Annotated in this window: 14 protein-coding genes; 6 read left to right on the top strand and 8 right to left on the bottom strand. The window is 41.5% G+C overall.

From position 1 onward, the window contains the following. Positions 1–64 precede the first annotated feature (64 nt). From KSK55_RS12395 to KSK55_RS12375, 5 genes are all read right to left on the bottom strand, one after another. Positions 65–1,822: a radical SAM protein gene (locus KSK55_RS12395; RefSeq protein WP_218607088.1), complete on the bottom strand. Its 1,758-nt coding sequence runs from the start codon at positions 1,820–1,822 to the stop codon at positions 65–67. Further along, complete coding sequence (locus KSK55_RS12390; protein WP_218607087.1) at positions 1,819–2,463, bottom strand: class I SAM-dependent methyltransferase; 645 nt, start codon at positions 2,461–2,463, stop codon at positions 1,819–1,821. The genes KSK55_RS12395 and KSK55_RS12390 overlap by 4 nt, the downstream gene beginning before the upstream one ends. 6 nt (positions 2,464–2,469) lie before the next feature. Further along, positions 2,470–3,549 (bottom strand): ABC transporter substrate-binding protein, encoded by a 1,080-nt coding sequence (locus KSK55_RS12385; RefSeq protein ID WP_218607086.1) that lies wholly within the window; start codon positions 3,547–3,549, stop codon positions 2,470–2,472. Between the two features lie 195 nt (positions 3,550–3,744). Beyond that, the gene (locus KSK55_RS12380; RefSeq protein ID WP_256664004.1) at positions 3,745–4,962 is read right to left on the bottom strand and encodes a molybdopterin molybdotransferase MoeA; all 1,218 of its coding nucleotides are present in this window, start codon (positions 4,960–4,962) and stop codon (positions 3,745–3,747) included. 347 nt (positions 4,963–5,309) lie between these two features. After that, positions 5,310–5,552 carry a hypothetical protein gene (locus KSK55_RS12375; RefSeq protein ID WP_218607085.1) on the bottom strand — a complete coding sequence of 81 codons (243 nt, stop codon included), beginning with the start codon at positions 5,550–5,552 and terminating at the stop codon, positions 5,310–5,312. Here KSK55_RS12375 and KSK55_RS12370 point away from each other — a divergent pair. The 4 genes from KSK55_RS12370 (at position 5,551) to KSK55_RS12355 (ending at position 9,531) form a co-directional block, all read left to right on the top strand. After that, the gene (locus KSK55_RS12370) at positions 5,551–6,375 is read left to right on the top strand and encodes an ABC transporter substrate-binding protein (protein ID WP_218607084.1); all 825 of its coding nucleotides are present in this window, start codon (positions 5,551–5,553) and stop codon (positions 6,373–6,375) included. The genes KSK55_RS12375 and KSK55_RS12370 overlap by 2 nt on opposite strands. A 162-nt stretch (positions 6,376–6,537) precedes the next feature. Continuing rightward, a complete protein-coding gene (locus KSK55_RS12365) occupies positions 6,538–7,566 on the top strand; it encodes an ABC transporter substrate-binding protein (RefSeq protein WP_218607083.1) in 1,029 nt (342 codons plus the stop codon). A 10-nt stretch (positions 7,567–7,576) separates the two neighbouring features. Further along, positions 7,577–8,617 carry a class I SAM-dependent methyltransferase gene (locus KSK55_RS12360; protein WP_218607082.1) on the top strand — a complete coding sequence of 347 codons (1,041 nt, stop codon included), beginning with the start codon at positions 7,577–7,579 and terminating at the stop codon, positions 8,615–8,617. Beyond that, a complete protein-coding gene (locus KSK55_RS12355) occupies positions 8,614–9,531 on the top strand; it encodes a DUF364 domain-containing protein (RefSeq protein WP_218607081.1) in 918 nt (305 codons plus the stop codon). The genes KSK55_RS12360 and KSK55_RS12355 overlap by 4 nt, the downstream gene beginning before the upstream one ends. Positions 9,532–9,542: 11 nt before the next feature. On the opposite strand, the gene KSK55_RS12350 is transcribed toward KSK55_RS12355, so the two are convergent. The 3 genes from KSK55_RS12350 to KSK55_RS12340 form a co-directional block, all read right to left on the bottom strand. Continuing rightward, entirely contained in the window at positions 9,543–10,322 is a 780-nt protein-coding gene (locus tag KSK55_RS12350) for an ABC transporter ATP-binding protein (protein WP_214419324.1), read from the bottom strand. Continuing rightward, positions 10,319–11,356, bottom strand: coding sequence for a FecCD family ABC transporter permease (locus tag KSK55_RS12345; RefSeq protein WP_214419325.1), 1,038 nt, complete (start codon positions 11,354–11,356; stop codon positions 10,319–10,321). Before KSK55_RS12345 ends, KSK55_RS12350 begins: the two co-directional genes overlap by 4 nt. 209 nt (positions 11,357–11,565) lie before the next feature. Beyond that, entirely contained in the window at positions 11,566–12,204 is a 639-nt protein-coding gene (locus tag KSK55_RS12340) for an FmdE family protein (protein WP_214419326.1), read from the bottom strand. Positions 12,205–13,198: 994 nt separating this feature from the next. Between KSK55_RS12340 and KSK55_RS12335 the strand changes: the two genes are divergently transcribed. Beyond that, complete coding sequence (locus KSK55_RS12335; RefSeq protein WP_214419327.1) at positions 13,199–13,600, top strand: molybdopterin dinucleotide binding domain-containing protein; 402 nt, start codon at positions 13,199–13,201, stop codon at positions 13,598–13,600. Continuing rightward, positions 13,600–14,919: a formylmethanofuran dehydrogenase subunit B gene (locus tag KSK55_RS12330; protein WP_214419328.1), complete on the top strand. Its 1,320-nt coding sequence runs from the start codon at positions 13,600–13,602 to the stop codon at positions 14,917–14,919. The genes KSK55_RS12335 and KSK55_RS12330 overlap by 1 nt, the downstream gene beginning before the upstream one ends. Positions 14,920–14,928: the final 9 nt, after the last annotated feature.

Here is a 14,928-nt window from a genome sequence, read left to right as displayed (position 1 = left end):
TTGGTTTGTGGGGCAAAGAATATACTCTTGAAATACGTCTGTGAGAAAAAAAGGGAGGTAAAAATTATCCTGAAATTTTTGCTGTTGCCTTGATAAATGACCGGGTTGGTTGAACCGATCGATAGGAAATATGATAGAATCGCTGGTAAAACTGGTCAGCAACCTCATCCATATTCCAGGTACATTTTTCAGGATGGAATGACTGCGCCAGAAGCATAAGGCCCAGAATCCATCTTGGACTACCAAAATCCCATGATGGCGGTAGTTCAATGACCTTATTCTCTGTTATCGCAGGGACCATGAGGTCATGGGTTTTGCAATATGTAATACACTCCTCTTTCGGAAGAGAAAAAAGACCCGATATGCATATCCAGTCAGGATTGAGCGATATAAACTCTTCATGGGATAGATTTATACCCGGTTTCCCGGTCCGTTTTATCATCCGGTTTACAGGATTGCCTCCAGCCACATCCACGAGCTGATTCTCGAATCTGCCTCCGTTCAGTGAGAATATCGGGTATCCCATGGTATAGAGAACACGGGGATGAGAAGTTTCCTTCACTGCATCAGAAACCCTGTTTTTCATCTCTTCCATGACTGACAGTAATTCTTCCCCTGCATCCTTTTTGTTAACAGTTTCTGCAACTTCACTGATGATGTCATAATATGAAGAAATCTTTTGGATTCGTTCGTGTATTGAACTGATTTTCCCATGGGCAAGATATAATTTCCAGAGCCGGGGAGCACACAGGAGATCATCAACTCCAAGGCAGGTAACAATTCCCTGTATAAATTCAAGAGCACGGGTAGGTCGGTATCCGCCATCCATACCCTCTTCTTCATACCGGGAAGGTGATGCAATTCCGGAGAGAGGGACCTGGTATCCGCATGAACATAACCCGGTATCCAGATATGTTACCGGTCTGCACCCCATTGGTCCGTACATTTCACGATTAGATAATACATCTCCGCAATCTGGACAGACGGTATTGATATACGCAGTTCCTGGTGAATTGAGGAGGTACACATGGTCAGCAAATTCTCGTATCTTATCACACTGGAGTTCAGATTCCGGTATAGAAGGTTCATACTCCTGGCCGAGATCTCCAAATGCCATACACCGCATGATCTGGATTGGAATCCTATCAGAAATGGAAACAATCTCTTTTGCCTGGGAAATGACTTCGTTCTCCTGCCCCTTTGCATGCATCAGTGCAATTTCAACATGGACCCCCGCCTGAACGAGCTTTTTGATGTTTTGGATGACGACTTGATCATTAATAATTCCACAAGCCCTGAGATTCTTCACGTCTCTCCCCTTCAGACCGATATTTATCATATCAACAACCGGAAGAAGAAGATTTAATGAATGCTCTGAAAAATACCCGTTTGATGAACATCCAACAAACATCCCTTTTTCTTTTGCCAGGTGGGCAACCCTGAGGAAGGAGGGAAGGGAAACAGTCGGCTCATTCAGACAGAAAATGACTCCCCTGCAGTCGTGCTTCTCCGCTTCATCGATTATGGCTTTTGCTGACTGGTACCGAAGACCTGTTCCCATGTCATCCGGTTTTCTCACCAGTACTTCAGATACACATCCCGGACATTTCAGATTACATCCGATAGTACTGATTTGAAGTGCTTTTGCCTGTGGGTAGGCGTGGACAAATGGGATCGTCTCAACCGATACTGGTGTTACCATCAGCCAGTAATCCGGAAACCGTTCAATTATATCATCATAAACTGCGGTATACATTCCACAGATGCCAGTGCCACCATGTGCAATGTCACAGTGATGAGGGCAGTAGGGACAATTGGTCATTCCCGCACCATCATGAGCCAGATACCGGAATCATCGTTTATAAGATTGTAATTATGAACCCCGATATTCTCTAATGTAGACGTGATGATATAAGGCGAACGGGATGTCATTCGTTCCTTCATTCCCGCTTCAAAATCGGATTCTCTCTCTTTCATCGCTGCAACGATCTGTTCTTTTAATGCAGCGGTTCCAAAACCGCCTCCGATATAGGTTTTCCCACCTGGTTTCATAACCCGGTAAATCTCTGAAAGGCTTTTTGATAAATCCTCCCAGAAAAACCATGATCCTCTGCTGACGATGAGATCAAAGGTATTATCATCATAAGGGATTTCACGAACATCTCCCAGTGCCGGAATAACTCTCTTGTTCAGCCCTTTTTCAGAAACCCGGGTTCGACAGATCTTTATCATATCTGGTGAGCAGTCAAGAGCATGAACCGTACATTCAGAAGCAAGAGCCAGAGCGGTTGCAAGATGCCCGGGGCCGCTCCCGACATCAAGGGCTGTCCCGGAATGAATACCGGTGTTCGTGACGATCTGTTCTGCAATAACAGGATAAATGGGAGAAAAAATAGTGTCAGCAATCGTTAAAAAACGTTTGCTATCTTTTTTCCCCATATTAGGGTTATCTTTTTGTTCCATATGTCATCATTCGTAAACCGGAACATCACTGAGCAGACCATCCAGCTCTGGTGCAGATACCTCTACTCCATAGAATGATGAATAAAATTCAGTAATCTTCTCTTTCAGCTGTTCGGTAGAAAATTTCTCCGGGTACAGGGTGTGGAGCATCCAGTACAGCCCAGGAATCTGGTTCGTTCCTGGTGGGCGGTCAAACCAGGAGAATGGTGAAACGGGGACTCCGTATACTCTGCCTGACTGAACTGCAGGGACATCTTTCCAGAGCGAATCGGTGAGAACTGATGAGGCGAATTTTGAATCACTGGCGATGATAACCTCCGGATTCCAGCTTAACACCTGTTCAAGTGAGACAGGAGTCATACCATATCCTGGTGTTATCGTCGTCTCGGCAACATTTTTACCACCACAATAGTCAATGAGCATTGCATGCTGGGATCCGCTTGGATCGGTTGCAAGACCATCCGGCCCTTCTGCATAATAGACCTTGATCTTCTCTCCTTCAGGAATAGTCGAGACTATATCTTTGACTGTTTTTAACGCAGTCTGATAATATGCAGCCAGAGCATCTGATTTTTCTTTCTTATTCAGGACATCACCAATAAAGGAGATCGATTTTGCATACCCAGATATATTTGCAGTATCCTGAACTGTTATGAGTGGGATATCCCCGAATTGTGACTGTCTATCCTCAACAGCATTGACATCTACCGGGTCTCCGGTGATGGTTCTGCCTTCAAGGATGATGTCTGGATTGAGTTTGATGAATGTCTCAAAATTACCATCAGTTTTTCCAAACCATCCTCCGACGACGGGGATGCTCTGATACTGCTTAGGAATATACTTTTTCTGGAGGGGGGTGAGTTCAGAGTTCCATCCAAGCATGAGATCCGGTGCAATCAGGTACAGGGTCATCGTTGTTGGCGGGGCAGTACTTACAACTCCGGTGATCTCTGCAGGGATAGTAAGTTCTCTGCCAAGAGCATCAGAAATCGTCCGTTCAGATGCCTGAGTATCTGCAGACATGGGAAAAATGCAGGCAATGGTGATAATCAGCACAACAAATGCTAGAAATACATTATTTTTCATTAAGTTAACTCCTATTCACATGTTACTTCATTTAATGTACTAAGATGATTTGTTCAAATGGTTAAATAATAATAGTGGTTTGATTTTGAAACGAGTCAATTGTGATTGATTCAATGTTATGATCAGTAACTTGTGATAATTATCTATCAGGAGACGTGGATCGCAGAAAAAATAGATTCTATGATTTTAATATCATTACCTGATTCTGGTCATTTTTACAGATACAAAGCTCCCTTTTTCTAAAGATTCTGAACCTTCATTAACATGAAGAATTGCATTAGCCCTGACTCCCATCATATGACCAAACACTCTTGGAACAGGAGTTATCTCATTTACTCCATCATTCATTGTGACTTTCATCATGAGAAAGAGATCAAATCCAGGAAAAGGAAGAACAGTCTCCATAAGTTTTCCTTTTACATAGACACTTGGGGGAATTGACAATCCCCAGTTCGTTAAAAGAGGATAAATCATCTCATAGAGAACAATCAGAGAACCTATAGAAGGGCCTGGCATTCCAATTACTGGTTTTCCATGCATTGAGCTAAGTGATACAGGTTTTCCCGGAGCCATACCAACTCCATGAAACATGAGTTCTCCTCCATCAGCAATGGCATCTACCGTGAAATCTTTTGATCCAGCTGAAGATCCTCCAAAGATCAGAACCAGATCACATTTATCAATAATTTTTTCGATTTCTTCAGTAATTGATGTGGGATCATCTGGAACGACCTGGCCAAAAACGGGAGTGATTCCAATTTCTTCAAGATAAGATGCTATCATGTGGGAATTTGAATCTACAATCTGTCCGGGAAGTGGTATTTTCTGTAAAGGAATAATTTCATCGCCGGTTGCAATCAACCCTACCTGTATATGCAACACCGGAACTTCCAGGATTCCATAGCTCAGTAATGCGCCGATATCAAAAGAATTGATGGCATGTCCAGCATCAAGAACAATATCGCCTTTTTGAATATCAATCCCTTGAGAAATGGTATTCTGATATGGAGTAACTGGAGTGTGTATCCTGAAACATGATTCCTCGATTTCCGTGACTTCTTCAATCATGATAACAGCATCATATCCCTCCGGCATAGGCATCCCGGTATTCACTCTTACAGCATGAACTAACACAGGATTTTTCTGGCTCGCCAATAACGTTTCAATACTCTTTACTGCTATTCCATCCGGTCCACTCAGTAATACCGGTGGATTTGTACGATTCGAATAGACCGGTTGTGATAGTGTATGACCAGATGCGTGAATAGTTGGAATTTTTTTCAAGGTCATAGGTTTTGAAAATGACTGTAATAAGATATTTTTCGCTTCATTGAAAGGAAGTAATTCATTTAAGGAAGTTATCCGTGGTATTTTGATCACCTGGTTAATAGATGAAACAAGATCTTCGATCATAAGTTAATAAATATTTTTAATTTACTTTAACGAAAATAAAAATAATAAAATTAATAGATTACTACGAAATATTGAATCAGGGCAGAAATCATCACTTCTACGAAGAACATTCTCGATAATGTACGACCAATGGTGTGATGCAAAATAAATTACAGACCATAAATGGATAGAAATCAGGATTTTTCCGGTTTTTATGATTACGTATGAAATGAGCCATCCATATTACATACCTGTATCAATATCTTACACTTCAAAAATGAACACTAGGAAAAGGTGAATTAATTTAAAAATGTTAACTTATACAAAAAGAAACCAAAAATATTAATTATCCTGCCACTTCACATATGTTATATGAGTAAATCATCGATTACTCCATTTTCGAGATTGATCATTTCGATTTTAATAATGGGGGTTTTTTTAAGTGCGACATGCATTTTTCCAGGTTCAGCAGGACAGCCATCAAAAATAGTTACAGATATGGACGGGCGATCAGTCGAAATACCGGTGCCTGTTGAAAAGGTAATTACTCTTGGATCAGTGCCCGTCCAGAATAGTTTTATCTTTACTTTGGGAAAAGGCGAAACCATCATGAATGATCTCCCAGAATCCTTCAAAAAACAGGGAAGATGGAAATATCAATACATATTTGCTCCAAATCTAAAAAACGCTGATTCGATTCAGATCTCGACAAACCAACCAAGTGTTGAACAGATAATTGGTATGAATCCTGATCTCTGTTTTACCATGGACAAATCCACAGTGGAACTTCTTGAAGGTAGTGGAATCCCTGTTATTTACCTTTCATGGGTGGATGACAACGATGTAAAAGATCTCATGACACTTTTGGGTGAAGTGTATAACAAAGAGGAACAAGCTTCAGAATATTTAACGTATTTTGATAATACCATCCACCAGATATCCACGATTGCAGAGACTATTCCAGATAATGAGCGTAAAAAGATATTATATCTATCATATAAATCCATGTCCGTTCCTCATAAAATTGCAGACTGGTGGATCACCAAAGCTGGAGGAATAAGTGTGAGTAACGTATCAAGGCCAACCGAATCATTAGAAACAGATCCCGAACAGATTAATCAATGGAATCCGGATGTAATAATCGTCTCCAGTGAGAGCGATATCACCGGAATACTAGATGATATACAATTTTCAGAAATTACCGCAGTAAAAAATAAAGCAATCTATAATGGACCCTTTGGAGCTCATATATGGGCTAACCGTGGTATTGAATTACCCTTAATGGTTATGTGGACTGCAAAAACAGTATATCCTGATAAATTTAAAGAGATTGATTTAGAATCAGAAATATCCGATTTTTACGAAAAATTTTTTGGATACAAGATTACCAAAGATCAAATCAATGAAATTTTAAGTGGGAAAGCAAAGATTTAACAGAAATCCTGAAGATTTCGAATGGAATACTTTATTCCATTAACTTTTTTGATTTAATTAGTTAATTTAACACCAATCATTTACAAAATCAATAAATTAATCATTCATACAAGTAAACTCATATTACCAGGATGAAAAAACCAGATATCCTGAGTGATATATATGAAAGAACGACAAAACTCTACTATTCTGACAATTTTTCTTCTAATTGGTATTACCTGTATTTTTCCAGTACTCGCTGATACCCAAACTCAGACAGTAACAGACATGAGTGGGACAGAGATAACAGTTCCAACCGATATTCAAAGAATCGTTATTGCCTGTCAGGGAGGAGTTGCACAGGAGATAGTTATCATGGGAGATCCAGATACTGTGGTTGCAATCTCTTCAATGAACCTGTTTCCCATGTTTTTGAAGATGTTTCCAAATCTTAAGGATCTTCCTAATGCAGGAAGTTTTGATGATCTGAATATGGAAACTATTCTAAAACTGAAACCTGATGTTGTCATTAACAGTGTAACAGCACCAAAAGGCAATGCAAAAATTGTTGAGAACAATCTTCCTGTCTTCCAGGCATATACGGGGAAAGCATCTGCAGATACGATATATAATGAATTCAGAGCATTTGGAAAACTCCTGAATAATCCTGAAAAAGCAGAAGAACTGATCTCCTACTGGGATGAAAAGAAGAAATTTATCAATGACCGGATGAAGTCTGTTCCGGAAAATGAGAGAAAGACTGTCTTTTATACCTCTAACAAGGATCTGGCGACTGATACGAATTGGGGAATCTCATTTGTAACAACATCCGGAGGGATCAATGTAGCAAAAGATCTTGGGGATGCAAAAGTAAATCCGGAAAAATTAGCCGAATGGGACCCTGATGTTCTGATTATCCGGGGAAATACTGACGGAACCTATCCTTCCAATGATATCGTAAACAATCCTCAGTTATCCGGCCTTTCAGCAATTAAGAATGGTGAGGTATACAATGTACCAATAGGCGGTTTCTGGTGGGACAGACCATCTCCTGAAAGTCCGCTTGGGTTCCTCTGGCTTGCAAAGACTCTCTATCCTGAAACTTTTGAGGATGTCGATATGGTAAGTGAGTTGAAAACCTTCTTCAAACAATTCTACCGGTATGATCTCACTGATGAAGAGGCCAATTCCATACTCTCGGTAAATCAATAAGGAGTCAATAATGGAAAATATAAGTGCGACACCAGTCTCTTCTCTCAAGTTTCCTGATGGATTTCAGGAGATTGACACCATTGTTACCGGATATAAGCGACAGATGATTTTGGCAAGTGCCCTAAAGATGGGTGTGTTTGATTATCTTGAGAAATCCAAATCAGCAAGTAGAGAAGAGATAGTTTCATCTCTTCCCTTGTGTGGAATGCTCAGTCGGAGTTATTTAAATGCTCTGGTATCCATGAACTTTTTGTCAGTGGATGGAGATAAGTATTCAAACACTCAGATATCCAGGGATTTTTTGACAAAAGAGAGTCCCTATTACCAGGGAGATGTAATTCTTGGGAGTTCAAAATCAGGTTCCCGGTGGGATCTCCTTTCTGAGGCCATGCAAAGCACCGACGGTATGGTACCAACCTCCGGTCCGGGACCATCCCTGGATCATCTCGATATGCTGGCCCAACGAGTCATTCAGGGTGAAGCTCAGGCATTGACCAGGTGGATTGGAGACCTTCCGGGTTTTGCAGAACGGAAAAAAATGCTCGACATTGGAGGGGGTCACGGGCTATATACGATTGGTATCTGCCAGTTAAACCCAGATATGGATGCCGTTATCTTGGATCAGCCCCATGTTATTGAATTGACGGACTCGTATATCCGGAAATATGGTCTGGAAAAGAGGATTATTGCGAGAGAGGGGGATATCAGAACCGAGGTCTATAAACCTGAGTACGATATCATTCTCATCTCCCATCTCCTCTATAAATTCAGAAATGATCTGGATGAGATATTCCGTCTGGTCAGCAATGGTTTAAAAGATGGAGGTATTCTGGTATCCAATCATTATTTCTGCTCTCCGGGATGTGTTCCGATGCAGAATGCGGTTGTGGAACTTGAACGCTCTCTCCAGAGTGCCGGTCATCCACTCTGTCATCCGGAGCATTTTGAAGGGTTATTTAAAAAATATGGACTTTCATGCATCCGGACCGGGACTCTTGACACCACTTTTGGAGTATCACATGTACATGCCGCAGAGAAGATGGTCAGATGAATACTGATACTCTGGCACCATCAGATGGTCAGGATGAGGGGCTCACCCTCTCTGCCTCTCCTGATATCGATCTCTCCATCGGTGGTTCGATTCTAGAAGAGACCAAAAACCGTCTGATGGATCGGTATGGCGATCAGATTAAAACCATTACTCTTGATCGGGTAGTGATTGGTATCTTCTATACTGGTGTGCAATTGTCTGACGGATCAGCAGGGATCTGTTTTACTCCCATCAAGGCGATTCCGGAATCAGTCTGTTGTCCCTCCTCGGCACGAGCGATGCCCAAGGCAGGAAAATTGAAGGGAATGAAGGTCACCGATGTTTTCAAATATCTGACTCAGCCTGCCCCGATAAAACGGGCCATTGCGATTGCAACTCTGAATGCTCTTTCTGATGGAATTTGGCGGAATAATCCAGAGGAAGGAGCAGGACGATATCGGATTGATGAAGGCGATGATATTTTTTCCTTTGTTCACCTTGAAGACGTACATAAGGCAGTTGTTATCGGGGCCCTGATCCCGGTGATTAAATCATTTAAAGAAAAAGAGATCCCCTACCGTATCGCTGAACTGGATATAAGAACCCTGAAAGCAGAAGAGATACCCTTTTTTGTCAGTCAGGAAGATCTCCCTATGGAACTTGCAACCGCTGATATGGTGATCATCTCCGGGACAACATTACTGAATGACACGTTGGAAGGAATTCTTCAAGCATGTAATACGGCTTCAAAAATATTTCTCATTGGTCCGACTGCAACTATGCTTCCTGAAAGTTTTTTCAAACGAAAGGTTTCAGTTCTTGCAGGAAACCGGGTGGTTGATTCAGAAAAAATTCTTGATGTTCTTATCGAAGGAGGGTCCGGGTATCATTTCTATGGCGATTCCTCCAGAAAGGTCATGATAATAAAAGAGTAAATTACCCTTTTTTAGGGATAAGAGGGAACACAGACATTCCTTTTTGCTGGTTCGATAAAGTGGATACCTATAGAAATCTGATATGTTTTTTCAAGTGAATCCTCAGTCACCACATCTTCAGCATGGCCCACTAGTGACACTATCCCGTTTGTCATGATTCCGACCTGACAGGAGAGAAGAAAGGTATGATCCGGATAGTGGGTAGACATGATTATCGATATACTCCTTTCCTTTGCAAGTTTATTCAATATATGAAGGATTCGTATTTGATTGCCAAAGTCCAGATGATTTGTCGGTTCATCCAGTATGAGAATGGACGGTTCCTGTGCAAGGGCACGAGCAATCATGGCTAACTGGCATTCACCACCACTTATCCGGTTTACCGGAGCATCCCGAAGATGTTCAATCCCGACACTTTTCAGGGCTTCTTCTGCAATTTTTATATCTTTCTGGCCGGGTCTAGAATACTCGGCAATGTGGGGAGTTCGTCCAAGAAGAACAAGCTGAAGAACAGAAAATGGAAACACAATGGTATGAGCCTGCGGAACATACCCGACCTTTTGAGCCAGTTCTCTACGTGACCAATGCTCAATTTCTTTTCCATCCATTCGAACTTCACCAGTCCTTACCGGGAGAATATTTCCACAGCATTTCAGAAGTGTTGATTTTCCAATGCCGTTCGGACCCAGGATACAAAGGATTTTTCCTCTCTCAAGCGAGAATGTAACATCCCTGAATATTTCTCGTTCTGGTTTGTACCAGAATCCTGCATTTTTTATTGAAAACATCATGTCCACCCTACATCACGTCTTGCCATGATAAACGCAAAAAATGGAACTCCCACAATAGCGGTGAGGATTCCAAGAGGTATTTCAGCGGTCGTGGCATTCCTGGCGATATTATCTATCAGGATGAGATAAGCGGCCCCAAGAAAGAACGAAACCGGAATAAGATACCCATTATCAGGTCCCACCATCATTCTTCCGAGATGGGGGATAACAAGACCAATCCATCCGATGATTCCACATATGCACACAGAATACGCAGTAATCATCGTCGAAATTAGGATCAGGATATACTTCATTCGCCGGGTATCTATCCCAAGTGCCCCTGCCTCTTCATCACCAAGTGAAAAAACGTTCAGTCGCCATCCGATGAGCATGCAATATGCAACTCCTGGGAGAATAAACACTCCTCCAAGGAGTATGTCCTGCATTGTCACCGCACTGAGCGATCCCATCAGCCAGTAGGTGATCGCCGGAAGTTTTGAGGTAGGATCAGCGACAAATTTCACCAGTGAAATTAGGGAGGTAAAAAGTGAACTCATGATAATTCCTGATAAAACCAGAACCAGGATAGATTCTCCCTTGTAAATCTTCGCAAGAGTAACCGCAAACCCGACAGACAAGAGCCCGAAGAGAAAGGCTGATCCTTCAATTACCAGAAGTGGGAGTGAGAAAAGAATTGCAATTGCTGCACCAAATCCGGCTCCGGAAGAAACTCCCAGGATATCTGGTGATACCATCGGGTTTCTGAAAAGACTTTGATAGACCGCTCCTGAAACGGAAAGTCCCCCTCCGATTAAAAAGGCGCCGAGAATCCGGGGTATTCGTATGTTAAAGATAACATTTGCTTGAGCTTCAGTCCACGTGGGCTCCGGATGAAAAACCGGTGAAAACAGAATAATAAGAACAGTAACCGGATCTAGGGAGTATTGACCTAAAAATAATGAGATAAGCATAAGGATGAAGGGAGAGAGGATGATACCTGCAATCCCTGCCGATAATCCGTATTTATTCATCCATCCGGAGTGAACGATTTCCATTGCTCATACCTGTTGGAGGCCAGGTATAATATAAGTGATCTATTATTAGAAATAGTCAATATCTATTAATTGTAAGGAAAATTTTTATCATCATTATCACATCTAACCAGGATATACAAAATGGGGGAGAATCAATTAGTAATTATTACCTGGATTAAACTTGGATAAAAAAGAACAAATTTTTTGTAAAATCCAATTACACTAAAAAATTAGATTTTTTCATAATACTTCTGACTTCCACACCCGGGGCAGAGGCCATTTTCCACCATGTTGTCTGGAACCGGCTCACCACATAAAGAGCAGATAACCGTTTTCCATTTCTTTTTATGACTGACAAGAATTCTGACTTTTTCCCATGAAAGCATTCCTGTGCCCTTGTCCAGTATATCTTCGACCAATTTCTTTTTCATGGTCATGCCATCAAATTTTGGAGTATTAGCAAACCATGCTTCAAGTATAGGGGTATCAACAAGTTTTGCCGGATCTACTTTTACACGGAATCCTTCTGCATTGTCGCCTGTACTTGGACGGTTCACGGTTATTGCAAATCTTCCTATGGGTATAACATTAAGCCGATGATTCCCAGTGGTACAGTGTGTAATAACCTGAAGAGGATCGGGGGCACATTTCGTGGTTTCACAGACTGCATAGAGTTTTTCTCCGGGTTTTGCTCCAAGGAGATCAAGTGCTTTATCCACCATGAAAATACCGATGAGGAGACCTGCTGCAGGAAAGGTGTGAAAATCGATACACTTGTCAAACCATTCAATAATAGGGCCATTATATCCTTTTTCTTTCAAAAGAGAGAGAATTTCTTCTTTTGTGTATTCATCTCCGAGTTCTGACATACAATTAGTATTTGACTTCAATACATATACAAATTGATATAGTTACCTACAAAAAACAGGAACAGAAAACACGGAAATTACTATTAGTGAACTAAAAGAATCTAACCATAAGATCAAATTTATGACACATACTTAATTACCCTCCAATTTTTCCCCAATATTCTTCATCGTATGCGGCACCTCATAATTGAAAGTATAACCGGCAACAACAAGTTAAATTTTTTTAGTGAATAAAAAGATGATTTAAACTAATATAATTATCTAATCACGCAATATTGAATGTGAATTTAAAGAATTTAACATTTCGTTAAAAAAAAGAATAATATTTAATTATAAACAGTTTTTTTCACTGATTTTCTCCAAAATCCACTAGAAAACCGATACGATTATTAGACCGTACTTTCCATGATGTATTGCTCGGTCATATCACCGGGCACATGTTTAACGTGATGGAGGCAGAATCAACCCGAATTCGTGAAGGATTTTCCCGAGTTCTTCCTTCATGAATGATTCTGCCTATCAATAAAAAACATATGATCCACCAATGGGATCACAATATTAACAATATTTAGTTAATAGTCTTTTTTATTTGAATGAATGGTTGACAAATTTCCTTGATTTCACTGATAATCAGCATTCTGCGCGGCATATAGCAACACCAATATAAATATCCCCACAATGGTAATTATAAGGCATTAACTTTGCCCACAATATGATAGAAAATCATCACTTTTAATATTTATTTAAAGTTAACTTATAATATAAAATTAAAAGAAAAATAAAAATTTTTTTGTTGTATATCTAATCTGACCCACCAGAAATTAATCATTTTGAGATCCAAGAAACAATTAGCATATATAGTAGGAAGAGAAATTTTTGTTATCACGGGACTACCAGATAATCCCTGGTCAGCATGTTCCGGTACATGCATCATATAACCGACATTTCGGCCATATGACCGCCCATCGGCGATTTATTCGTTTCGAGGAGCATTATGAGCACAATTTCCATCAATCTGATTTCCGGACGCACCATTCAGCAGGGTGCATCAATGGAAGGCGGGAAAGAGACTGACAAGTATATGAAAGCTTGTGGGATCATCGAGATCGATGATTCTGACTTTAAACGCCTGGGTATTATGAAAAACACCAATGTCAGAGTAAAAAGTGAACATGGGGAGGTAATAGTCAAGGCAATCGAAGCAACACAAGGTCCACATCCGGGTGTTGCCTTTATACCGATGGGACCTTGGGCAAACAGCGTAACCAGTCCTGAAACCTATAGCACCGGCATGCCCACTTTTAAGGGAGTCCCGATTACCATTGAACCAGCTGAGAAGGAAAAAGTATTAAACTCAATAGAACTTGTCCGTGCGAAATGCTGGGGTGATGCATAATGTCAAAAACATGTACTGATGTCATATGTCCTTTTTGTGGAACCCTTTGCGACGATCTTATTGTCACCACAGATGATGAAGGAAAGAAAATTTTAGATGTTGAGAATGCCTGTGCAATCGGAGCAGAGAAATTCCTTCATTCTTCTGATCATTCACACCGGGTAACCCGTCCACGAAAACTTCAGGAGGACGGATCATTTAAAGAGATCACCTACGATGAGGCAATTGAGTATACTGCACAAATGCTTGCAAATGCAAAAAAGCCATCAATGTACGGCTGGTCCTCAACAAACTGTGAATCACAGAGTGTGGGACATGAAATTGCTGAACTGTGTGGGGCACTTGTCGACAACACCGCAGCAGTCTGTCACGGAACCACCCTTGTTGCAGTTCAGAATGTTGGTATTCCCAGTTGTACCCTTGGAGAAGTCAAGAACCGTGCAGACCGTATCATCTTCTGGGGATGTAACCCGGCCCATGCCCACCCCCGTCACATGTCCCGGTATTCTATCTTCCCCCGTGGATATTTCACCGGAAAGGGTCAGAAACAGAGAAAGATTATCGTAGTGGACCCACGGCCAACCGATTCTGCAAGTATTGCGGATGTTCACCTCCAGGTAGAGCAGGGATATGACTATGAATTACTCCAGGCTCTCCGAGCAGCAGTCCGTGGACAGGAGATCAGTGGAGATATCGTTGCGGGAGTCCCGAAAGAAAAGGTCTACGAAGCAGCGGAAATGCTGAAGTCCGGTCGTTTCGGAGTCATCTTTTTCGGTATGGGTGTGACCCAGTCCCTTGGAAAGGATCATAACATCGATGCAGCCATCATGCTGACCAAAGACCTCAACGACTATACCAAGTTCTCCATCATTGCAATGCGGGGACACTACAATGTGACCGGATCAGGTCAGGTCCTCGGCTGGCAGTTCGGATTCCCCTATTCTGTCGACCTTTCCAGAGGATTTGCACGGTACAATCCAGGTGAGACAGGTACCATTGAAGTCCTGAAGAGAAAAGAGATCGACGCCATGTTTGTCCTTGGCAGTGACCCAGGTGCACACTTCCCAATGCAGTGCGTAAAAGAGATCTCAAAACTTCCCTCTGTCGCAATTGATCCGCATATCACACCAACCACCACAATATGTAAAGTTCACGTCCCGGTTGCTTTTGTCGGTGTCGAAGTAGGTGGAAACTGCTATCGTATGGACAATGTCCCAATTGAAGCAAGAAAAGTTGTTGAACCTCCGGAAGGAATGATGACTGATGAAGAGTTCCTGAAAGCAGTCTTAAAGAGGGTCAAAGAACTCAAGGCAAACTAAAGGAGAGCA

The sequence above is a fragment of the Methanospirillum hungatei genome (genome assembly GCF_019263745.1).
Taxonomy (GTDB): domain Archaea; phylum Halobacteriota; class Methanomicrobia; order Methanomicrobiales; family Methanospirillaceae; genus Methanospirillum; species Methanospirillum purgamenti.
The sequence above is the reverse complement of the archived record's forward strand: the minus strand, read 5'-3'. Positions and strand labels throughout refer to the sequence as shown.